The 22,727-nt window shown below is 29.5% G+C and carries 25 protein-coding genes and 1 tRNA gene; 7 read left to right on the forward strand and 19 right to left on the reverse strand.

The window, feature by feature from the left end:
• The 8 genes from ribH to ABXT45_RS03530 are packed head-to-tail and all read right to left on the reverse strand — an operon-like array spanning position 1 to position 5,992.
• Positions 1-387 carry a 6,7-dimethyl-8-ribityllumazine synthase gene (gene ribH, locus ABXT45_RS03495; RefSeq protein ID WP_415314383.1) on the reverse strand — a complete coding sequence of 129 codons (387 nt, stop codon included), beginning with the start codon at positions 385-387 and terminating at the stop codon, positions 1-3.
• Positions 387-1,487 (reverse strand): 3,4-dihydroxy-2-butanone-4-phosphate synthase, encoded by a 1,101-nt coding sequence (gene ribB, locus ABXT45_RS03500; protein ID WP_415303360.1) that lies wholly within the window; start codon positions 1,485-1,487, stop codon positions 387-389. Before ribB ends, ribH begins: the two co-directional genes overlap by 1 nt.
• On the reverse strand, positions 1,474-2,067 hold the full coding sequence (locus tag ABXT45_RS03505) for a riboflavin synthase (RefSeq protein ID WP_415314384.1): 594 nt from the start codon (positions 2,065-2,067) through the stop codon (positions 1,474-1,476). The genes ribB and ABXT45_RS03505 overlap by 14 nt, the downstream gene beginning before the upstream one ends.
• 4 nt (positions 2,068-2,071) lie before the next feature.
• A complete protein-coding gene (ribD, locus tag ABXT45_RS03510; protein ID WP_415314385.1) occupies positions 2,072-3,172 on the reverse strand; it encodes a bifunctional diaminohydroxyphosphoribosylaminopyrimidine deaminase/5-amino-6-(5-phosphoribosylamino)uracil reductase RibD in 1,101 nt (366 codons plus the stop codon).
• Positions 3,153-3,611, reverse strand: coding sequence for a transcriptional regulator NrdR (gene nrdR, locus ABXT45_RS03515; protein WP_415314386.1), 459 nt, complete (start codon positions 3,609-3,611; stop codon positions 3,153-3,155). The genes ribD and nrdR overlap by 20 nt, the downstream gene beginning before the upstream one ends.
• Positions 3,611-4,921: a serine hydroxymethyltransferase gene (gene glyA, locus ABXT45_RS03520; RefSeq protein ID WP_415314387.1), complete on the reverse strand. Its 1,311-nt coding sequence runs from the start codon at positions 4,919-4,921 to the stop codon at positions 3,611-3,613. The genes nrdR and glyA overlap by 1 nt, the downstream gene beginning before the upstream one ends.
• Before the next feature lie 2 nt (positions 4,922-4,923).
• The gene (gene rpiB / locus ABXT45_RS03525) at positions 4,924-5,349 is read right to left on the reverse strand and encodes a ribose 5-phosphate isomerase B (RefSeq protein ID WP_415314388.1); all 426 of its coding nucleotides are present in this window, start codon (positions 5,347-5,349) and stop codon (positions 4,924-4,926) included.
• A gap of 1 nt (position 5,350) precedes the next feature.
• Entirely contained in the window at positions 5,351-5,992 is a 642-nt protein-coding gene (locus ABXT45_RS03530; protein WP_415314389.1) for an aspartyl/asparaginyl beta-hydroxylase domain-containing protein, read from the reverse strand.
• 73 nt (positions 5,993-6,065) lie between these two features.
• Here ABXT45_RS03530 and hemB point away from each other — a divergent pair, with 73 nt between their 5' ends.
• Positions 6,066-7,055, forward strand: a complete 990-nt coding sequence (hemB, locus tag ABXT45_RS03535) for a porphobilinogen synthase (protein WP_415314390.1) — start codon at positions 6,066-6,068, stop codon at positions 7,053-7,055.
• Here hemB and recO read toward each other — a convergent pair whose 3' ends face one another.
• The 10 genes from recO to dapA are packed head-to-tail and all read right to left on the reverse strand — an operon-like array spanning position 7,056 to position 14,396.
• Positions 7,056-7,736: a DNA repair protein RecO gene (gene recO / locus ABXT45_RS03540; protein ID WP_415314391.1), complete on the reverse strand. Its 681-nt coding sequence runs from the start codon at positions 7,734-7,736 to the stop codon at positions 7,056-7,058.
• A complete protein-coding gene (gene rnc, locus ABXT45_RS03545) occupies positions 7,733-8,401 on the reverse strand; it encodes a ribonuclease III (RefSeq protein WP_415314392.1) in 669 nt (222 codons plus the stop codon). Before rnc ends, recO begins: the two co-directional genes overlap by 4 nt.
• Positions 8,401-9,135, reverse strand: a complete 735-nt coding sequence (gene lepB / locus ABXT45_RS03550) for a signal peptidase I (protein WP_415314393.1) — start codon at positions 9,133-9,135, stop codon at positions 8,401-8,403. Before lepB ends, rnc begins: the two co-directional genes overlap by 1 nt.
• Positions 9,132-9,518, reverse strand: coding sequence for a holo-ACP synthase (gene acpS / locus ABXT45_RS03555; protein WP_415314394.1), 387 nt, complete (start codon positions 9,516-9,518; stop codon positions 9,132-9,134). Before acpS ends, lepB begins: the two co-directional genes overlap by 4 nt.
• A gap of 2 nt (positions 9,519-9,520) precedes the next feature.
• Entirely contained in the window at positions 9,521-10,240 is a 720-nt protein-coding gene (locus ABXT45_RS03560; protein WP_415314395.1) for a pyridoxine 5'-phosphate synthase, read from the reverse strand.
• A complete protein-coding gene (pyrE, locus tag ABXT45_RS03565; RefSeq protein ID WP_415314396.1) occupies positions 10,237-10,824 on the reverse strand; it encodes an orotate phosphoribosyltransferase in 588 nt (195 codons plus the stop codon). The genes ABXT45_RS03560 and pyrE overlap by 4 nt, the downstream gene beginning before the upstream one ends.
• The gene (locus ABXT45_RS03570; protein ID WP_415314397.1) at positions 10,781-12,538 is read right to left on the reverse strand and encodes a bifunctional (p)ppGpp synthetase/guanosine-3',5'-bis(diphosphate) 3'-pyrophosphohydrolase; all 1,758 of its coding nucleotides are present in this window, start codon (positions 12,536-12,538) and stop codon (positions 10,781-10,783) included. Before ABXT45_RS03570 ends, pyrE begins: the two co-directional genes overlap by 44 nt.
• Before the next feature lie 19 nt (positions 12,539-12,557).
• A complete protein-coding gene (gene folK / locus ABXT45_RS03575; protein ID WP_415314398.1) occupies positions 12,558-13,079 on the reverse strand; it encodes a 2-amino-4-hydroxy-6-hydroxymethyldihydropteridine diphosphokinase in 522 nt (173 codons plus the stop codon).
• A complete protein-coding gene (gene smpB, locus ABXT45_RS03580; protein WP_415314399.1) occupies positions 13,045-13,515 on the reverse strand; it encodes an SsrA-binding protein SmpB in 471 nt (156 codons plus the stop codon). The genes folK and smpB overlap by 35 nt, the downstream gene beginning before the upstream one ends.
• Complete coding sequence (dapA, locus tag ABXT45_RS03585; RefSeq protein ID WP_415314400.1) at positions 13,515-14,396, reverse strand: 4-hydroxy-tetrahydrodipicolinate synthase; 882 nt, start codon at positions 14,394-14,396, stop codon at positions 13,515-13,517. Before dapA ends, smpB begins: the two co-directional genes overlap by 1 nt.
• A 41-nt stretch (positions 14,397-14,437) precedes the next feature.
• Here dapA and ABXT45_RS03590 point away from each other — a divergent pair, with 41 nt between their 5' ends.
• Positions 14,438-16,657 carry a lytic transglycosylase domain-containing protein gene (locus ABXT45_RS03590; RefSeq protein WP_415314401.1) on the forward strand — a complete coding sequence of 740 codons (2,220 nt, stop codon included), beginning with the start codon at positions 14,438-14,440 and terminating at the stop codon, positions 16,655-16,657.
• On the opposite strand, the gene ABXT45_RS03595 is transcribed toward ABXT45_RS03590, so the two are convergent.
• A tRNA-Ser gene (locus tag ABXT45_RS03595) sits at positions 16,658-16,749 on the reverse strand. It lies immediately after the preceding gene.
• A gap of 68 nt (positions 16,750-16,817) precedes the next feature.
• Between ABXT45_RS03595 and ABXT45_RS03600 the strand changes: the two genes are divergently transcribed.
• From ABXT45_RS03600 to ABXT45_RS03620, 5 genes are read left to right on the forward strand one after another with little or no spacing between them, the layout of a single operon-like run.
• Positions 16,818-18,071, forward strand: a complete 1,254-nt coding sequence (locus ABXT45_RS03600) for a sarcosine oxidase subunit beta family protein (RefSeq protein WP_415314402.1) — start codon at positions 16,818-16,820, stop codon at positions 18,069-18,071.
• A complete protein-coding gene (locus tag ABXT45_RS03605) occupies positions 18,071-18,346 on the forward strand; it encodes a sarcosine oxidase subunit delta (RefSeq protein WP_415314403.1) in 276 nt (91 codons plus the stop codon). The genes ABXT45_RS03600 and ABXT45_RS03605 overlap by 1 nt, the downstream gene beginning before the upstream one ends.
• 4 nt (positions 18,347-18,350) lie before the next feature.
• Positions 18,351-21,359: a sarcosine oxidase subunit alpha family protein gene (locus ABXT45_RS03610; RefSeq protein ID WP_415314404.1), complete on the forward strand. Its 3,009-nt coding sequence runs from the start codon at positions 18,351-18,353 to the stop codon at positions 21,357-21,359.
• Complete coding sequence (locus ABXT45_RS03615) at positions 21,352-21,915, forward strand: sarcosine oxidase subunit gamma (RefSeq protein ID WP_415314405.1); 564 nt, start codon at positions 21,352-21,354, stop codon at positions 21,913-21,915. Before ABXT45_RS03610 ends, ABXT45_RS03615 begins: the two co-directional genes overlap by 8 nt.
• Before the next feature lie 36 nt (positions 21,916-21,951).
• Positions 21,952-22,719: an ABC transporter substrate-binding protein gene (locus ABXT45_RS03620; protein ID WP_415314406.1), complete on the forward strand. Its 768-nt coding sequence runs from the start codon at positions 21,952-21,954 to the stop codon at positions 22,717-22,719.
• The last annotated feature ends 8 nt before the right edge of the window (positions 22,720-22,727 follow it).

The following is a 22,727-nucleotide window of genomic DNA, read 5'->3' on the forward strand; positions in this document are numbered from 1 at the left end:
TTATTGCGACAAGACAGATATAACAGCTTGAGCTGCTTCTCTTCCCTTTTTCTTCCTAGCTATAGCTTGACGCATATTTAGACAGGTAATAATTCCGTTACCAATAGGTTTTTTATTTTCTATAGATAGTTTCATTATCGCATCAGTTGAAGTATGAGAAATGAAATCAAAGTGTGGTGTCTCACCCTTTATAACGCAGCCAAGTGCTAAAAAAGCATCATATTTCTTAATATTTTTTGAAATTGTGACTGGTATTTCAAAAACACCCGGCACACTAATAACTTTTGTTAAACTAGATTTTGGTAACACTTCTTTAGCATTATCAAGTAACCCCTTAGCAATGTCCTTATAATAATCTGCAATAACTATTAAGATTTTTTTTTTCATTAAATGATTTCCTGTTTAGTGATCTTTATATCATAACCCTCTAAACCAATAACTTTTTTAAGAGATTTGGTAATTAATATCATATTTTTAATCTTTAAATCTTTGATTATCTGAGCACCAATGCCATAGTTTCTTATAAGTTTATCATTTCCCTTTTTGTAGAAATCTTTATTCTTATAATCCTTGAGTGTCTGCGTAACCGATCTTAAGTTTGTGTCTTTAATAAATACTAAAACACAATTATTAAATCTTTTAAAATAATTTAAAGTTTTGTTAAATGAGTTTGGTAACTGCTGATTGATTAAATAATTTTGAACCACGTTAGATGAAATTACTCTAACTCTAGGTACTATCCCTTTTTTAATATTTCCTTTAATTAAAGCAAAATGCTCAGATCCATCTAAAAGATTTTCATAAATTCTAATTTTATATTTCTGATTTTTAACTTCAATATCAGATTGTTTTTTAAGTTTAATTAGTTTTTCTTTTTTTAAACGATAAGCAATAAGATCTTCTATCTTACCAATCTTTAAATTATGTTTTTTTGCAAAGTTAAATAAATCTTGACCCTTAGCCATTGTACCATCTTCATTCATTATTTCACAAATAACTGCTGAATTATTTTTTTTAGCTAGTTTTGAGATATCCACAGATGCTTCTGTATGACCGGCTCTAACTAAAACACCTCCATCTTTGGCAATGATTGGAAAAACATGACCAGGTGACACAATATCTTTTTTATTTACATTTTTCTTTGATGCAATTTTAATTGTCTTAGCTCTATCTTTTGCTGAAATCCCAGTTGTGATTCCTTTTTTTGCTTCAATAGAAATTGTAAAAGCAGTTTTATTCCTTGATTGATTTATTGGTGACATTAAGGATAAATTTAACCGTTTTGCCTGTACGCTATCTAGTGCTAAGCAAATTAATCCACGACCATATTTGGCCATAAAATTAATATTTTTAGCACTTGAGTCTGTTGTTGATATTATTAAGTCTCCTTCATTTTCTCTTTTTTCATCATCAACCAAAATAAACATGCCACCTCTCTTGGCAATGGCAATTATGTTTTCTATTGGAGTAAAACTATTTTTTTTCATTAAAATAATTTCTAACGTATTTAGATAAGATATCTATCTCTATATTAATGAGGCTGTTTTTCTTTAGGGATGATAAATTAGTGAGATTATATGTGTGTGGTATTACCCATATTTGAAAACCTTTTTTAGTTACTTTAGAAATTGTTAAAGAAATTCCATTGATACAAATAGAAGCTTTTTCAATTAAGTTTGCTCTTTCTTTTTTAACAAGCTCAAAATCAAATAAATATGATTTATCAATTTTCTTGATACTCTGAATTTTACCTACTGCATCAATGTGACCTTGGCAAATGTGACCTGATATTTTTTGACCAAATTTTAAAGGAAGTTCAAGGTTAATTTTATCATTAATTTTTAAGAATTTGAACTTTGATCTTTTTATAGTTTCATCTGAAAGATAAAATTCCATTATTTTATTTTTAATATCAATTAATGTTAAGCAAACACCGTCACAGGCAACTGATACACCTAGATCTTTACGTGTTAATTTTAGATCAGCTTTTACAAAAATATTAATACCCTTTGATCTTTTTTCAAATTTAGTGATTAAGCCTTGGTTGAAAATTATTCCATTAAACATAATATTATTTGTAAAGTGTAATTAAGTCTTTGCCTAATTTTTTATTAATTTTTAATTTATCTTTATAATTTTTCTTTAATTCATTAAGAAAATTAAACTCTTTATAATTAACCAACTTTGATAAATTTTTTGCACATTTGTATAGATAAAACTCATTAAATAATCTTTTTTTAACAATGTGTTTAGAAAGATCATTTCCTCCTTCAACTAATAAATTTCTGCAGCCAAGGACATAGAGTTTTTTTAAAATTGACTTAATATCAAAGTTATTTTTAATTAATTTACCTTTGATTAAAGTTATACCTTTTTTTTTAAACATTAATTTTTCTTTAGTTTTGGCATTATGATAAAAAATTATAGTATTGTTTTTATTTGCTGTTTTAAAAATATACGAATTTTTTTTAGTTTCTAGATTTCTGTCTAAAATTATCCTTATAGGAGAAAATTTATTCAAACCTTCTAGTCTACAGTTAAGTTTTGGGTTGTCTTTTTTTAGAGTTTTGGAAGAAATCATTAATGAATCATTTTTATATCTAAGAAAATGTGTAAATTTATCGGTATGGATATCTGAAATTCTTTTTGTATCTTTACTGTATATTAAATTATTTTTAGATATTGCAATTTTACCAGTAACGTAAGGAAGGTTATTTTTTCTATTAAAGAAATAAGGTATATAAAATTTATTAATTTCATCTTTAAGTAAATTTTTTTTTACTAAAATATCATTGGATTGAAGAATTTTTAAAGTTTTACCTTTAACTTTTTTATCAATATCTTCTACAGCATACACAACTTCTTTAATTTTATTTTTAATTATAATATTTGTGCACGGAGGGGTTTTTCCATAATGACTACAGGGTTCAAGCGTTACATACATTTTTGCATCTTCTAGGTTTTTATTTGAATTTTTAATTGCATTAAATTCAGCATGAGGTGTGCCATCAAAACCTGTTTGACCAATTGAAAGTATTTCATTATTTTTAACAATTACACATCCAACGGAAGGGTTAACTCCAGTTAGTCCATGTCGTGCTTTAGCCAAATTTAAGGCAAGCTCCATAAAAGTTTTATCTTTTTTTGAAAATTTATCTTTTTTTGTAGACATCTAATTTGTCCACGAATTGCACAAAGTCTTTTTCTTCTCTAAAATTTCGATATACAGATGCAAATCTAACGTACGCGACTGGATCAAGATCTTTCAAACCTTCCATAACCATTGTGCCAATTGTATTTGATGAAATTTCACTTTGGCCAAGTTCCTCTAATGCTCTTGAAGTCCTGCTAATAAACTTTTCTGCTGTTTCAGTATCAATCGGTCTTTTCTTTAATGCTATGTAAATTGATTTTGAAAGCTTATCTCTGTCAAAAGATGATTTTCTTCCATTCTTTTTAATAACCATTATTTCTCTAAATTGAACTCTTTCAAAAGTTGTGAATCTGGCTCCACATACACAAAGTCTTCTTCTTCTTATGGCGGCACCATCTTCTGTAGGTCTAGAGTCTACGACTGATGTTTCACCTTTTTTACAAATCGAACAAATCATTATTTTAAATTTTTATATATTGGGAAGTGAGAGGTGAGATCTATAACTTCATTTCTAACTTCTTCTTCAATTTTACTGTTGTCTTCAGGATTGTCAGATAAACCTTTTACAACTTTAGTTATTAATTCACCTACTTTTTCGAATTCTTTTAATCCAAAACCTCTAGTTGTAGCGGCTTGAGTTCCCAATCTTATACCAGAAGTAATCATCGGCTTTTCTGAATCGAAAGGTATTCCATTTTTATTACAGGTAATATTAGCATTAGAAAGGCTTTCGGCTGCTAAATTACCTTTAACATTAAACGGTCTTAGATCAACTAACATTAAGTGTGTATCCGTTCCGCCAGAATAAATCTTAAAGCCATTATTCTTAAGTGTCTCTGATAAAATTTTAGCATTAGCTAAAACTGATTTAATATAATCTTTAAAATCTGGTCTTAATGCTTCTAAAAAACCAGCAGCCTTTGCTGCAATGACGTGCATCAATGGTCCACCTTGATAACCAGGAAATACTGCTGTGTTAAATTTTTTTGCTAAGTCTTCATGATTAGTTAAAATAATTCCACCTCTAGCACTTCTAAAAACTTTATGAGTAGTTGAAGTTACTACGTGTGCATGTTCACATGGATTTGGGTAACCTTTACCAGCAACTAAACCTGAAAAGTGCGCCATATCTACCATTAAATATGCGCCTACTTTGTCAGCAATATCTCTAAATCTTTTAAAATCAATTACTCTAGAGTAAGCACTACCCCCACAAATTATAAGTTTTGGTTTGTGTTCTAATGCAAGTTTTTCAACATTATCATAATCGATAAGTTCCGATTCTTTATCAACTTCATACCCTATTGGATTGAACCATTTACCTGACATTGAAATTTTTAATCCATGCGTAATATGACCACCAGAATTTAAACTCATCCCCATAAAAGTATCACCAGGATTTAATAGTGCTAAAAATACAGCTCCATTCGCTTGAGCTCCAGAATGTGGTTGAGCGTTTGCAAATTTACAATCAAATAATTTTTTTAATCTTTCAATGGCTAAGTTTTCAGCAACATCAACATGTTCACATCCATTGTAGTATCTTTTCCCAGGATATCCTTCTGCATATTTATTTGTTAAAATAGAACCTTGCGCCTCTAGAACGGCTTGTGAAACAATATTTTCAGAAGCAATTAATTCTATATGCTGTTGTTGTCTTTTTAATTCATCACTTATTGCTTTATGTAATTCTGGATCAGTTACAGATAAGCTATCTTCAAAAAAGCTTTTATAGTTTTCGTTTAAATAGTTTTTTTCACTAGACATAATTAAATTTTCTTAATTCTTTTTGTGTGTCTTCCACCTTCAAACTTTGTATTTAAAAAAACACTAACACAATTTAAAGCATTTTTTTTAGTAAGCAGTCTTGATCCCAATGTAATGATATTTGCATCATTATGCAATCTTGATAATTTAGTAGATTTTAAATTAAAACATTGAGCTGCACGTATATTTTTATGTCTATTTGCAGCAATATTCATTCCCATCCCAGAGCCACAAACTAATATACCAGTATGATTGTTATTGGTTTTAACTTTTCTTGCAACTTTATGAGCATAATCAGGATAATCAACTCTATCACTATTGTATGGGCCTAAGTCTGTATAATTAATTTTTTTTTTATCTAAATGAAGTTTAATTAATTCCTTTAACTTATAACCAGCATGATCTGATGATAAAAATATTTTTTTCAATCTAATTAAATTTATAATCTAAAACACATGCTACTAGATGAACTCTATTTTCTTCTCCACCATTAAAAGCATTATGATATTTTGTATTGTTAGTAACCCACACCGATCCATCTGCAGGCATATGTTTTGCGACATTGTCTATGACCATTAGGCAGCCTGGATTTGAAATTAGGGGTATATGCAATCTTGGTTCTGGATCTCTATGCCAACTCAATGTTGATCTTGGCTCCTTCAATAAAATCCTAACTCTACCTAATTTATATTTTGAAGAAAGCTTATCAAACACTTCTTTAAAGTAGGTGTTTTCATAGTCAGGTATAAATTCTGAATAAGCAGCTTCATCAATTGAAACATCTCTTGAAACTTCTTTTCCTGACTTATCTGGTTTTGTCCAATAAACACCTCTAGCTTTGCTTCCTTTTACAGAGTCTGGGTCACCAGGAATTTGTGTTAGAGAAATAGCTCCAAAGTGGGCAATTCCTCCACCATCATCAAATTTTTTAGTTTGAATAATTTGATTGTAGGCTTCTTGTAATTTATTAATATCAAACTTGATATTTTGTTTTTGAAAGTCACTAAAATCTAAAATCTTCTCTTCTTTTTTTAGATCTAAATTTACAATATTTTTATTTTCAATACTCATGCTGATTGTTTTTTACTTAATTTAATATATATTTGTATAATACATTTGTCGCATTTTAAAAATAGATTTAAACATGATTACAGGAAATTATCCAAATTTAAGGCTTAGACGCAGTCGTAAAAACGATTGGTCTAGAAGGTTAATTCAAGAGAATAGCCTTTCATCTAGTGATTTTATATTACCTATATTCTTAATTGATGGAAAAAATATAAAACAATCCATTAAAACAATGCCTGATGTTTATAGGTACACAATAGATAAACTTGGAATTATTATTGATAAAGCAATCAAGAATAAAATACCTATGGTTGCATTATTCCCGAATACAAATAAAACAAAAAAAAATCATATTGGAACTGAAGCTTTAAATGAGGACAATCTTGTTTGTAAAGCCATTCGATATATTAAAAAAAAATATAAAAATGAAATTGGTATTATGTGTGATGTAGCTTTAGATCCTTATACTTCTCATGGTCATGATGGTTTAGTTAAATCAGGTTATGTATTAAATGACGAAACTATTGAAGTCTTGATAAACCAATCATTGTTACAAGCAGAAATTGGTTGTGATGTTTTAGCTCCATCAGACATGATGGATGGAAGAATTGGTAAAATAAGAAAAGCTTTAGATAAAGAAGGTCACGAAATGGTTCAGATACTTTCTTATGCAGTAAAATATGCATCAAGTTTTTATGGTCCATTCAGAGACGCAGTTGGTTCAAAAGGTTTACTAAAAGGTGATAAGAAAAATTACCAAATGGACTTTAGAAACAGCGATGAAGCAATAAGAGAGGTAGCTCTAGATATTAAAGAAGGAGCTGATATGGTTATGGTTAAACCTGGCATGCCTTATCTAGACATAATTAAGGTAGTTAAAGATAATTTTAAAATTCCTGTTCTAGCCTATCAAGTCTCAGGAGAATACAGTCTATTAAGTAATAGTATAAAAAAAGGGCTGATAGATAAAAACTCAATATTAGAGAGTTTGATTTCATTTAAAAGAGCTGGGGCAAACGCTATAGTAAGCTATTATGCTGATAGAATTAACGATTTAATCAAATAATTATTTTAAAAGATTAATAAAATGAGTCCTAGAAGTTGGAAGGTTTAGATTGTTTGGTTTTAGAATACTTTTTTCAAGATAATCACTAACAAGTTTTAAACCTTTGAGTAAATTTTTTAAATTAACATCTAGATTGCTTTCATCTATTAAAAAGTTTGGAATACTTTTTTTCTCAGTTGAGGATTTAACAAAATAATTGATTTCACTATCAATAATCTCTTTTTCAACCATATTTTTTAATTCTAAATCATATCCTAATAATTTTAAAAGTTCTAACTCCCAGAAAATATATTTTTGTATCCAATTATCATAAGTTAATATTTCAAAAAATTTATCAATTAATTTAAAAATTTCTTTATTAGACTGAGCTTCAGCAGTAAGAAGCTTTATAAGATGCATTGCTGAGGTAATACATGATAGTTTTTGATTTTCGTCAAAATAGAGTGGAGTTAAGGCTTTTAGAATTTCTATTTTAAAGTAACCAATTCTAGTAACACTTTTAGAATTATAGTTTACATAAATTTTATTACCAATTTGTAAATAGTTTTTGATTTTCTTTGATGTGCCACCAAAAATTATGCCTGAAATTTTTCCATGGTTTTCTGTAAAAACTTCAGCAATTATTGAATTTTCACTGTATCTATTTTTGGAAATTAAATAAGCGCTATCATCCCAATTCATTTTTTAAAAACATCCTCAATGCATAAAGAAGCAGCATTCTGTTCTGCGTCTTTTTTAGAAAATCCCTCTGCTGTGAAAAATTTAGTATTTTTTAATTTAACAGCAACTTTAAAAAGTGGTTTATGTCGAGGCCCAGTATTAGATATTAGCTTATAAATAGGCAAGACTTTAAAAATCTTAAGTGAATATTCTTGGAGTTTTGTCTTTGCATCAATTTGGGTTACAACGCTCGCTGTAATATGATCACTCCATAAATTGAGAATAAATTTTTCAGTGAAAATTAAACCTTTGTCAAGATAGATCGCACCAATTAAAGCTTCTAAACAGTCTGCTACTATTTTATCTTCAATTTCAATTTTTTTATTCTTAGGGTTTAAAACTAAAATATATTTCTCTAATTCAATTTTTTTAGCAATTTCTAAACATTTTTTTTTATTTACTAATGAAGCAAATTTTTTATCTAGCACCCCTTCTCTTTCTTCTGGATAAAGTTCTAATAGTTTTTTTGCGATAATAAGACCTAAAACTCTATCTCCTAAAAATTCAATTTTTTCATTATTGTTTATTGAATCAAAACTTTTGTGCGTTAAGCTTTTAATGAAAATTTTTTGATCTGAAAACTTTAATTTTAATTTTTTTTCTAATGTTGTGGGATTAATTTTCATTAAATAATTTTCTTAAAAAACCTGTCAAATCTAATTGTTTTATGCCATTTCCAAAAAGAAAAAATACTTCCAATTCTAAAATCAGATGAAAAAAAAATAAATTGAGCTTTACCTAATAAATTATCCTCATGTACATAACCGACGCTAGTCAGGTATCTACTATCTTTGGAACAGTCTCTGTTGTCACCTAAAAAAAAGTAGTGTTTAGAAGGAACTATAAAATTATCAGAATTTTGAAAACTATAACTTTTTAAATATACACTAATATGTGTTTTGCCATTTGGAAGTTTTTCCTCAAATGTATTAACGTCTATAGTTTGTTTTCCACAATAAATTTTATCATTTTGGGAAATTATAGATTTGAATATTTGATTATTGTTTACAAATAGATCACCGTTAATGAATTGAATATTATCACCTGGTAGACCAATTAATCTTTTAATATAATCTGTCCTATTATCAGCTGGTGTTTTAAAAACAATAACATCACCGACCTTTGGTTTCTTAGAAAATAGTCTTCCATTTATTATTGGTGGGCTAAAAGGGAAAGAATGCTTGCTGTAACCATAAGAATACTTCGTAACAAACAATCTATCACCAATTAAAAGTGTTGGTTCCATTGATGACGAGGGAATATAGAAAGGTTGAATAAAAAGAGATCTGATAACAATAGCTATTACTAAAGCATAAAAAATTGTCTTAACATTATCAATTATAATATTTTTGGTTATCATTTTTTTTGTAAAATTACGTAGGCTATAGAATATTTTTTTTCATCTGAAATTGACAGAAAGAAATCAAAGGATGTTATCTTAAATTGCTTTTTAATAATTTTTTTAATTTTATCGGTGACTATGAATGAGGGTTTTCCTAATCTATCGTTAGTTATAGTTATATCTTTAAAATTCAAATTACCCCTAAAACCTGTTCCAATTGCTTTAGAAAATGCTTCTTTAGCAGCAAATCTTTTAGAATAATAAGATTTTTTATTTGTTATGTTTTTGGCTAACAATATTTCTGAGCTAGAAAAAACTCTTTTAATAAAACTAACATTTTTTAAAGATTTATGTATTCTATTATTTTCCACTATATCGACACCGATACCAAGAATTTTCATATCTATTTATTAGTTATTTTTTTAAATGCCTTAATAGTGTTTTTTAAACCATATATAAGTGACTCACCGATTATAAAATGACCAATATTAAATTCTGTAATTTCTTTAATTTTACTTAGTATAGTGGTAGTTTTATAGTCAAGACCATGGCCAGCATGAACCTCTATTCCAAGTTTAACAGCAAGTTCTGAACATTTCTTAATTTTTAAATATTCATTTTTATAATTTTTATTTTCTTTTACTAAATTAGAAATTTTCCCAGTATGTAATTCAACACAAGAGGAATTTAATTCTTTTGCAATTTTTATATCATTTAACGTTGGGTCAACAAATAAACTTGTTCTAATATTTTTCTTATTAAACAATGATATTATTTCTTTTATTTTTTTTTTATTTTTTATTAAGTTTAATCCACCTTCCGTTGTTACTTCCTTTCTTTTTTCTGGAACTATGCAAATAAAATTAGGTTTATTTTTTAATGCAATATTTATTATTTTTTTGTTTAGTGAAATTTCTAAATTAGTGATTATTTTTTTATTTTTACAAATTTTAATAACATCAATATCTTTTATATGTCTTCTGTCTTCTCTCAAATGTATAGTTACTGAATGAGCTCCACATTTAGTTACATGCTTAGCAATGGTTAACGGATCTGGGTGGAACGATCCTCTTGCATTTCTTATTGTAGCAACATGATCAATATTAATACCTAGTCTTTTCATTTAATAAATCTACTTCCAGGAATTGTAATCGGAGTATTTTTAAGACTTTCTGGAAGGTTATTTTTCTTAAATGTCGGAACGTCTATTTTCATGTGTGAAATAATATTCCTTTTTATCTTTAGTGAGTTTTTGGTTGATCTATCGATAATCGATGCAAAACCGATAAGTTTTGCACCTGGCTTTGTAATCAACTTAACGCATTCTAAGCTTGATTTGCCTGTTGTTATAACATCTTCAATTATTAAAACTTTTGATCCTTTTTTTATATGAAACCCACGTCTTAAGGCAAATTTACCATTAACTCTTTCACAAAATATTGTCTCTTTTTTTAGAAGTTTACCAATTTCATAACCAATAATAACACCCCCCATTGCAGGGGCTAAAATCAAATCTATAGATTTAAATTTTTTTTTAATTTTTTTTGCTAATGAATTACAAATATCCTTAGCTAAATGTGGAAAGCTTAAAAGTTTAGCACACTGAATATATTTAGGTGAATGCAACCCCGAAGAAAGAATAAAATGACCTTCTAAAAGTGCGTTAGTTTTTTTTAAAATATTTAAAGATTTTTCGTGTGAAAGCATTACGTTCCTTTAACCAGTTATCCTCGTGTCTAATGATTTTAAATTTAATTTCCTTTTGTTTTAACTCACTGATAAAATTTGTAAAGTTCTTCAAATCTCTTATAATTAGATTGAATTTAAAATTAATATATTCTTTAGACTTTTCCTTCATTTCAACGCTCGAGATGTTTAAACTATGGCTACCAAGTAAAGTTGATATCTCTCCTAGTTTTCCTGGTTTATCTGGCAAAGAAATCCATAACGTAGTATTGTATTTTTTAATTCTTTGAGCCTTCTCTTCTCCTTTTTTATACCAATATTTTCTAATTGCTGATCTTGCTTTTCCAGTTTTTGTAACAGGTATCCAGTGTAATGAAGGTGATTTATTTTTAGAGGTGATGATATCCACAACATCTCCATTATAAAGTATACTTTGTAACTCACTATCGTTACCATTAATCTTACAAGCTATAGTGCTATTACCTATATTGGTATGCACAGCATATGCAAAATCGATTGGTGTTGCGTCCTTTGGTAATTTAATTACAGATCCTTTTGGAGTGAAGCAAAAAACATTTTCCTGAAACATTTGTAACTTTGTATACTCATAAGAGTGTTCTGGGTTTTCATTCTTATCAATAATCTCAACTAAATCCGCAAGCCAATCATATTCTTTCCACGTTAATGAATTAAATTTTTCTGAAGATTTATATTTCCAATGTGATGCTATGCCTCTTTCTGCATACTCATGCATTTGTAATGTTCTAAGCTGTATTTCAATTGGTCTTCTATTAGGTCCTATAATTGAAGTATGTAATGATTGATATTTATTAATCTTAGGCGACGAAATATAATCTTTAAATTTTCCAGGTATACAATTCCACTCTTTGTGAAATATACCAAGAGCTTTATAGCAGTCTTCAATGTTATCAAGTATTATTCTAAATCCAATAATATCTGAAATTTGCTCTAGTGATATTCTTTTTTTTTGGACTTTTCTCCAAATAGAAAAGGGGGTTTTTTCTCTACCAATAATTTCAGAATTTATTTTGTGTTCATTTAACAATCCACTGAAATGCAATGAAATTGAGTTAAAACTATTTACTTTATCATCTTTAATTTCATCTAACCTTTTTTTTATAAGTTCTCTTGCGTTATTATTTAGAACTTTAAAAGATAAATCTTCTAGTTCATCTCTAATTCTATGCATCCCCATTCTGTCTGCTAATGGTGCATAAATTTCCATAGTTTCTTTTGCGATACGTTCTTTTTTTTCAATTTTTGAAATTGCATCAATGGTCCTCATGTTGTGTAATCGATCAGCAATTTTAACAAGAAGAACCCTAATATCTTTGGATGTTGCTAAAATTAATTTTCTAAAATTTTCAGCTTTTGATGTTGATGTGGCTTGATTTTCAAAAACTGATATTTTGGTTACACCGTCAACTAAATCAGCAACCTCTTGCCCAAACTCATTCTTTATAGTTTCGTAAGTAGCATGTGTATCTTCAATAGTATCATGAAGCAGCCCTGTTGCTATAGTTGCACTATCTAGCTTTAGTTCTGTTAATATATTGGCTACAGCAATAGGGTGAATTGAGTATGGATCGCCAGAATCACGTTTTTGATTTTTATGTGCTCTAATGGCAAAATTATAAGCTTTATTTAATTTTTCTGGATTTAAAAACTTATTATAAACTTTGACTTTATTTATTAACTCTTCTGAATTAAGCATTTTTAACTATAACATCAATTTATATTTGTTTGATAGATCTTAAATCTTTAATTGGTAAAGAATTAATTAAATTAACTATATTAATCTTAGATTCTGGATGTTTCCAACTCCTATCTATTTCAAATAATGGCAACAAAACAAAATTTCTTTTAGTCATCTTTGGATGGGGAGTTGTTAGTTTATTGCTGTTTATATTCAAAATTTTCTTATCATAGTCAATTATATCAATATCGCATGTTCGTGGATCATTTTTTTTTAATCTAACCCTGCCTAATTTTAATTCAATAAAGTTACAAATTTTTAATAATTCTAACGGTTCTAAGATTGTCTCAATTTTTATAACAATATTTATAAAATTTGGCATTAAAGGGTTTGGCCAAGATTTTGATGAATAATGAGATGATACTTTTGTTATCTTAATTTTATTTTTTTCTAATTCAGACATAGCCATATGAATGTTGGTAATTTTGTTACCTAAATTTGATCCTATTGCTAAATATGATTGTTTAACTTGATTTTCTAATGTGTCTTGCTTTTTCACGATTCCAATCTCTATTTTTTTTAGTAGCTCTTTTATCAAATTGTTTTTTACCTTTTGCTACTGCTATTTCTATTTTAGCTTTTCCCTTTTTAAAATACATCTTTGTTGGAACAAGAGTAAAACCATCTCTCTGCATTTTACCAATTAATTTGTTAATTTCTTTTTTATTTAACAACAACTTTCGTTCATCAGTTGGATTATGATTTGAATAACTGGCTTGTTTAAAAGCTGCAATATGAGAATTGACTAAAACTATTTCACCTTCTTTCTCTACAGCGTAAGAGTCTGCAATATTCACCTTTCCCTCTCTAATGGATTTAATTTCTGATCCTTTAAGAACTATTCCTGCTTCAATTAAGTCTTCAAAAAAAAAGTTAAAACTTGCTTTTCTATTTAAGCAAATAATTTTTAAACCAGAATTGGCTTTCTTGTTCATTAGAGTAGATTTGCTGATACTAAAGCTTTTTTAACAATATCCTTGGTTGGGTCTGTAACCTTGACCAAAGGTAATCTAACATCGTCATCGCAAAGACCCAAAAGTTTTGCGGCATACTTAACGGGGCTTGGGTTGCTTTCTACAAACATGGAGTTATGAACAGGTTGTAAAATTTTATCTAATTTGATCGCTTCAAGCTTACTCTCGTCATTTTCTATTTTTGAGGCTTTCTGAAAATCAGAACAAAGTTTAGGAGCAATATTTGCTGTTACACTGATAGCGCCTACACCACCTCTGTTATTAAATTCTAAAGCGTTATCATCATTACCTGTCAGCTGAACAAAATCAGTTCCCATTTTATCTTTTTGTTGATTAACTCTATCTAAATCACCAGTAGCATCTTTAACTCCGACAATATTTTTCAATTCAAATAATCTAGCCATTGTATCAACAGTCATATCAATTACAGATCTTCCAGGAATATTATAAATTATAATTGGTATCCCACATTTGTCGTTTATTGCTTTGTAATGCTGATATAATCCTTCTTGAGTTGGCTTGTTATAATATGGGGTTACTATTAGAGCTGCATCCGCACCTGCTTTTTCAGCGTGTGTTGTTAGAGAAATTGCTTCTTTAGTTGAATTAGAACCAGTACCAGCAATAACTATAGTTTTTCCATCACTTTCTTTAATGCATAAATCTATTACCTTTTGATGTTCATCGTGGCTTAATGTTGGCGATTCACCTGTTGTTCCAGCAGGCACCAAACCATTAGTACCATTTGATATTTGAAAATGAATAAGCTTAATATAAGCTTCTACATCTAGCTCATTATTCTTGAACGGGGTTATTAAAGCAACATTTGATCCTTTGAACATAAATACTTATAACATAGTTTAAAGATTCATTTAATAAATTTATGCCCAGAAAAATATTTTTTTTTATAAAATCACTATTATTAAGTTTGATAATAATAGGAAATGTATTTGCTGCTGAAGTATCAATAATTCCTTTAAAAAAACCTTTTTTAAATGAAGAGGCTCAGGATGCAAAGATATCACAGGGTATACTTAAACCCAAACCTAAACCTAAACCATCCAAAAAAAAAGAGGAAACTAAAACTACAATAGTCAAAAAAGATCTAAAAAAAATTAATTTTCTTATTCCTAAAAGTAAACCTTTAGTTGTTAAAAAGAGCAAACCAGTAGTCAAGAGTAAGTCAAAATACTACAGTCAAAAAGATTATGGAATTGCAAAAAAATCTATTGCAGCAATGCAAAAAAGTCAGTGGTCAACAGCACTATCGCAGTCTAAAAAAGCTAAGGACAAATCTATATATAATTTTATTCAATGGAGACATTTACTAACTACAGGCAACCAAGCAAGTTTTTATGACTATTTAACATTTATAAAAAATAATAAAAACTACCCAAGAATAAGTAGAATTCGGTATTTAGCTGAACACAAACTTTCAACAAATAAAATCTCACCAAATAAAATCATAGGTTGGTTTAATTCTGAGGAACCATTAAGTGGTTATGGAAAACTAATACTTGGAGAAAGCTTTATATTAACAGGTAATATGACCAAGGGTACCTCTCTAATTAAAGATGGCTGGATAACTGCAGATCTAAATAGGTCTAATATGAAATTTTTTAGGAAAAAATACAAAAAATATTTAGATGCAAATGATTATATTAAACGTGCAGATTATTTAGCCTGGGAAGGTAAATCTTGGGATTTAAAAAGAATGTTAAGATATTTACCTAAAGACTATGAGTTGCTTTATACAGCTAGACAAATTTTAATGAGCAAGTCTTATGGTGTTGATAATGCAATCAAAAATGTTCCAACAAAACTTAAAAATGATGCTGGACTAAATTACGATCGACTTAAATGGAGAAGAAAAAGAGGAAGAGTCGACGACTCCTTGGAGATTATATTTAAAGTTCCAAACAATAAAGATTATTTAGTTAGACCAGACAAGTGGTGGAAAGAAAGAGCAATAATGACACGAGCTCTTATTTATAAGAAGAAATATGAGTCAGCTTATAAAGTTGCGAGCAAACATTCTTTGGACATAGGCCCAGAATATGCAGACGCTGAATGGATGAGTGGTTGGATTGCATTAAGCTTTTTAGATGATCCTATTTTAGCAATAGACCATTTTAATAATTTTTATCAAAATGTGAGTTACCCAATTAGTTTATCTCGTGGTGCTTATTGGCTTGGGAGATCTTATGAAAAAATTGGTGATAAAGAACAATCTAAACAATGGTATGAAGAGGCAACCAAATATTTATCAACATATTACGGTCAACTAGCATTTTTAAGAATTAAACCCAATGAAACATTTGAGTTAGATGAACAAGCTATTGTACCTGATGCTTATAGAAAATATTTTTATAAAAAAGAATTAGTAAAAATTGTTCATCTTTTAGATGAGCTAAATAAGGATAGGTATACAAAAAATATATTAAGACACTTAGCTAATGATAATATTAAAGGTGGAAGTGAAATTTTAGCAGCCGAACTTGCAACCAACATATCAAGATATGATTTTGCAATACAAGTTTCAAAGATTGCATCTTATCAAAAAAGATTTCACAATAATTTTAACTATCCAATAATAAGTACACCTGAATACGTTAATGGAAGAAAAATACCAGAAACTGCTTTTATTCTTTCTCTTATTCGTCAAGAAAGTGAGTTTGATATGAGAGCAAACAGTCATGTTGGTGCTCAGGGATTGATGCAATTAATGCCTTACACTGCTAAGCTGGTTGCCAAACAGGCAAAGTTACCCTATTCAAAATCAAGATTAACATCCGATCCTGAATACAATATTAATCTAGGGTCTCATTATATAGCTGGTTTAATTTTACAATATGATGGGGCTTATCCTTTTGCTGCAGCTGCTTATAACGCTGGTCCAAAAAGAGTTAAATATTGGAAAAAGATAAATAAAGACCCACAAAAAAAACAAGTTGATTTTGTAGATTGGGTTGAATTAATTAAATTTAAAGAGACAAGAAATTATGTTCAGCGTGTTATGGAAAACTATAATGTGTATAGATATATCTTGGAAAAAAAGCCTATTAAAATGAAGAACTTTTTTAAAGATCACCCTTTATTTTAATGGCGGAAGAGGAGGGATTCGAACCCTCGGTACAAGTTTCCCCGCACGGTCATTTAGCAAACGACTGGTTTCAGCCTCTCACCCACTCTTCCACTGCGACATTGATATAACCGATTGTATTGAATATTCAATATTTATAAAGTAATTCTTGAATAATATTATGAAAAACAAGTATTCAATATTCTCATTAGTCAAAAATGCTTTTTCCTATCATGAAAATTGGCAAAAAGCCTGGAAAGATCCCACTATAAAAAAAGAATATGATGCAGTTATTATTGGTGGTGGTGGTCATGGTTTAGCAACTGCGTATTATTTAGCAAAAAAACATAATATGAAAAATATTGCTGTTGTAGAAAAAGGCTGGATTGGTGGTGGTAATACAGGAAGAAATACTACAATTATACGATCCAATTATTTATGGGATGCTAGCGCTGGTCTTTATGATCATGCATTAAAATTATGGGAAGGTTTATCTCAAGAAATAAATTACAATGTAATGTTTAGTCAAAGAGGTGTAATGAATCTTGCACATAACTTACAAGACGTTAGGGATTTAAAAAGAAGAACGCATGCTAATAGATTAAATGGCATAGATGCAGTTTACTTAAACACGGAAGAAGTTAAAAAATTTTGTCCTATCATTAATACTTCACAAAATATTAGATACCCCGTACTAGGTGGAACTTTGCAAAGAAGAGCTGGTACCGCAAGACATGATGCTGTTGCTTGGGGATATGCTAGGGGTGCAGATGAAATGGGAGTAGATATAATTCAAAATTGTGAAGTTAAAGGAATTAAAAGAAACGGTGATGAAGTAGAAGGCATTGAAACAACAAAAGGTTTTATAAAAACTAAAAAAGTTGGAGTAGTTGCAGCTGGTCATTCAAGTGTATTAGCGAATATGGCAGGCTTAAGGTTGCCTTTAGAGAGTAAACCTCTTCAAGCTCTAGTTTCAGAGCCAGTTAAACCAATTATTGATACAGTGGTAATGTCTAACGCTGTTCATGCTTATGTTAGTCAGTCTGACAAAGGTGAACTTGTAATAGGTGCTGGTACTGATGATTATATTTCTTATTCACAAAAAGGCAGTCATGATATTGTTGAGGGTACATTGAATGCAATCTTAGAACTTTATCCAATTTTTAGTAGAATGAGAATGCTTCGACAATGGGGTGGAATAGTAGATATCTGCCCAGACGCTAGTCCTATTATTAGTAAAACAACTGTAAAGGGCTTGTACTTTAATTGTGGTTGGGGAACTGGAGGATTTAAAGCAACACCTGGATCGGGTGATTTATTCGCTCACACAATAGCAAACGATGAACCACATAAATTAAATGCAGCATTTAATTTAAATAGATTTATTAGTGGAGACCTTGTTGATGAACATGGTGCAGCGGCGGTAGCTCACTAATGTTTTTAATTACTTGTCCTTTTTGTGGTGAACGTGAACAAAGTGAATTTAAAGCTGGTGGTGAAGCACATATTGAAAGACCTAAACAACCTACAGAACTAAGCGATGATGAATGGGCGGAATATTTATTTATGAGAAAAAATATTAAAGGTATTCAATTTGAAAGATGGAACCATGCTCATGGTTGTAGAAAATGGTTCAACATGGTCAGAGATACTTCTAATGACAAAATTAAGTCCGTATATAAAATAGGTGAAAAACCTCCTGTAAAGTAGTTTAATGATAAAAAATTTAAGAGTTACAACCAGTAAATATATTGATGAAACCTCTAGAGTTTCTTTTAAATTCAATAGAAAATCTTATTTTGGATACAAAGGTGATACACTTGCTTCAGCTTTACTCGCTAATGATATTCATTTGGTAGGGAGAAGTTTTAAATATCATAGACCACGTGGAATAATGACTTCTGGCTCTGAAGAGCCTAATGCAATCGTACAAGTTAATAATAATACAGCGCTAACAGAACCAAATGTTAGAGCAACAGAACTTGAGATATATCACGGTCTTGAGGCGACTAGTCAAAATTGTTGGCCTAGTGTTGACTTTGATATTGGAGGTATAAATAATTTCTTATCCCCTCTTCTACCTGCTGGTTTTTATTACAAAACTTTTATGTGGCCTGCTAACTTTTGGGAAAAGTATGAATATGTTATAAGACATTCAGCTGGACTAGGAAAATCTCCAACAGAGCCTGACCCTGACATATATGATCATAAATATATTCATTGTGATGTTTTGGTAATTGGTGCTGGTATTAGTGGAATTATGGCCGCAAAAACTGCTGCTAAAAATAATTTAAAAACTTTATTACTTGATGAAAAAAATGAAATTGGAGGATCTACAATTTTCCAAAACTCAGAACATGTAAAAATAAATGATCAAAATTCTTCTACTTGGTTAGAAAATGAAATTAATGAATTAAAAAATATTGAAAACCTAGAAATTAAAACAAGAACTAGTGTTGCCGCTTATCATGGATACAATTATTTATTAGCAAGAGAAAATTTAACTGATCACCTTCCTAAAAATGAAAAAAATAAAAAGATAAGACAAAGGTTATTAAAAATTAGAGCTAAAAAAGTTATTGTTGCTACTGGCTCTTTAGAAAGACCTCTAGTCTTTAATAATAATGACAGACCAGGTATTATGCTTTCATCTGCAGTTAAAAAATATGTAGATTATTATGGTGTTGCAACTGGTCAAAAAAATATATTTTTTACCAATAATGATACTGCTTATGAAAGTGCAATTTCATTAAATAAAAAAGGTATTAAAGTTGAAGCTATTATAGATATTAGAAAACAATCTAATACTGTATTTACTAAAGAAGCTGAAAATTTAGGGATTAAAATTTATAGATCACACACGGTTGTTGATACAGAAGGTTATAAAAAAATTAATAAAATTACGATAATGGAATTATCAAGAGACGGGCAATCTTTTGCTAACCAGGAGAAAATAGAACTTGATTGTGATTGTCTAGCTATTGCTGGTGGATGGACACCAGCTGTTCATTTGTTTACTCAATCTGGAGGCAAGTTAAGATTTAGAGAAAAAGACCAAGTTTTTATTCCTGATATATACCCTTCTGATCAAATTAGCATTGGCTCAAGTAATGGGGATTTTGAATTAGATGATATTATAAAAAATTCTACGAAATCTTTAAAAGAATTTTTAAATATAAATGAAACCGAATTTGATAATTTAGAAATAAATTGTCCTAAAGATAATGAGATTAGAACTATTTGGCTACTACCATCTGATAAGGTTTTAGGAAAAACAAAACCTTTCGTTGACTATCAAAACGATGCGACTGCAAAAGATATTAAACTTGCTCTAAGAGAGGGTTTCAGATCAATTGAACATGTAAAAAGATACACAACAACAGGAATGGGTACAGATCAAGGTAAGCTTGGTAACATGCATGCCCTTGGTATTATTGCAGAAACCGCTGGTGTTAAGATGGGTGAACTTGGAACTACAACGTTTAGGCCCCCATATACACCTTTAACATTTGGAACAATCGTTGGGCGAAATGTTGGTGAATATTTTGATACATTTAGAAGAACTCCAATGAATGACTGGCATATAGAAAACAAAGCTGAATTTGAAAATGTAGGTCAATGGAAAAGAGCTTGGTACTATCCAAAAAATAGTGAAATTATGCATGATGCAGTTCAAAGAGAAAGTAAAGCTGCAAGAAATAGTGCTGGTATATTAGATGCTTCAACGCTTGGTAAAATTGATATTCAAGGAACTGATGCTTCAGAATTTTTAAATAGAGTTTATACAAATGCATGGTCAAAACTAGCCATAGGAAAATGTCGTTATGGTTTAATGCTTAATGAAGATGGTATGGTTTATGATGATGGGGTCACAACTAGACTTGATGAAAATCACTACCTCATGACAACAACAACTGGTGGTGCTGCAAATGTATTGGAAAAATTAGAAGATTACCTTCAAACAGAATGGCCTGAGTTAGATGTTTACTTGTCATCTGTAACTGATCATTATGCAACAGCTAGTATCTGTGGGCCAAATAGTAAAAAAATTTTAAATAAATTAATACCTGACCTTGATATTTCTGATGAAAACTTTCCACACATGTCTTTCAAGAATGCAAAAATTGATAATATTAAATGTAGGATTATGCGTATAAGTTTTACAGGCGAGCATAGTTATGAAATCAATATTCAGGCAAACTATGGTGAAGACTTATGGAAAAAGTGCATGGAAGTAGGTGAAGAGTTTAACATTACTCCTTACGGTACTGAAACAATGCACTTATTAAGAGCTGAAAAAGGATTTATTATTGTTGGCCAAGATACAGATGCAACAATGACACCCATAGATTTACAAATGGATTGGATTGTTAGTAAAAAGAAATATGACTTTATTGGTAAAAGATCTCTTTATAGGTCAGACACCATGAAAGAAGATAGAAAACAATTAGTAGGTTTAGTGACAGATAATCCAAATGAAGTTTTAGAAGAAGGAGCTCAGATAATTACTAACACAAGTTTAAAACCAATTGAAATGTTAGGTCATGTAACGTCAAGTTACTATAGCCCCAATTTAAATAAATCAATTGCACTAGCCGTAGTTAGAGGTGGTAAAAATATGCTAGGTCAAAAATTATTTATTCCAATGGAAGATAAAAATATTAATGTAACAATTGTTGATCCTGTTTTTTTTGATAAAGAAAATGTGAGGTTAAATGCTTAATTATAAAACTTCTATTAAAGGTGATGTGATTTATTCTGATTTAGTGATTAAAGAAATTAAACCTATTATGAAGTTAATCATAAGAGGCAAAACAAAAAATTTTATTACAGCTATTGGTAAAAATCTTAATATGGTCTTACCTACTATAGCTAATACATCTACATCAACAGAACAATTAACTGCATTTTGGTTAAGTCCTGATGAATGGATGCTGATATCAAATGAAACTGTGAGTGAGGACAGTAATACTTATCAAGTTGAAGATGAATTAATCAAAAACATATCTAAAGTGAAATTAGGTGCAGTAACTGATGTGAGTGACCAATTTGTAATGCTGAATATAAAAGGTAGTAAAGTTTTTGATTTATTTACCACTGGATCTCCTTTTAACTTTAATGAATTTAAAAATAAGAAAGGTTCAGTTGTTCAAACAATACTGTCGCATATTGATGTAATTATCCATCTTACGGAAATAAATGATGTTAATTTACTTGTTAGACGCTCTTTTTCCGAGCATTTGCACTCTTGGATGAGTGATAGTGCGTCAAGGTTATAACCTTATATTTGTTAAAATTATTGTTATATGAGGAATATGAAAAAAATAATCTTTGTGGTGCTATTAGCACTTTTACCCTTCTCTCTTAACGCAGAAACTAAACTTGACCAAATTTTATCTTCTGGTGAGTTAAAAGTTGGAACTACAGGCGACTGGGATCCAATGACTATGAAGGATCCAGCTACTAATAAGTATGTTGGTTTTGATATTGATGTTATGCAAGAATTAGCAAAGGATATGGGTGTAAAAATTACTTTTGTACCTACAGAATGGAAAACTATTGTTTCAGGAATTACTGCAGGAAGATATGATATTTCTACAAGTGTAACTAAAACTCCAAAAAGAGCAGAAGTTGCTGGATTTACAGATTCATACTACAAATATGGAACTGTTCCACTAGTACTTAAAAAGAATTTAAAAAAATATTCAACGTGGAATTCTTTGAATAATAAAAGTGTAACTATTGCTACAACCCTAGGAACATCTCAGGAAGAAAAAGCTAAAGAGTTCTTTCCTATGTCTAAATTGCAATCAATTGAATCTCCTGCAAGAGACTTTCAAGAAGTATTAGCTGGAAGAGCAGATGGAAACATTACAAGCTCAACTGAGGCCAATAAATTAGTTATAAAATACCCTCAATTAGCAATTGTTCCTGATGGAGAGAAAAATCCTGCCTTTTTAGCAATGATGGTTGGTAAAAATGATCAGGTTTGGAATGATTATGTTAATGCGTGGATTAAGGATAAGAAATCGTCTGGTTTCTTTAATAAACTACTTGCTGAGTATAATTTAAAAAGCTTATAAAAAAATTA

The sequence above is a fragment of the Candidatus Pelagibacter sp. Uisw_106 genome (assembly GCF_047724975.1).
Lineage (GTDB): Bacteria > Pseudomonadota > Alphaproteobacteria > Pelagibacterales > Pelagibacteraceae > Pelagibacter.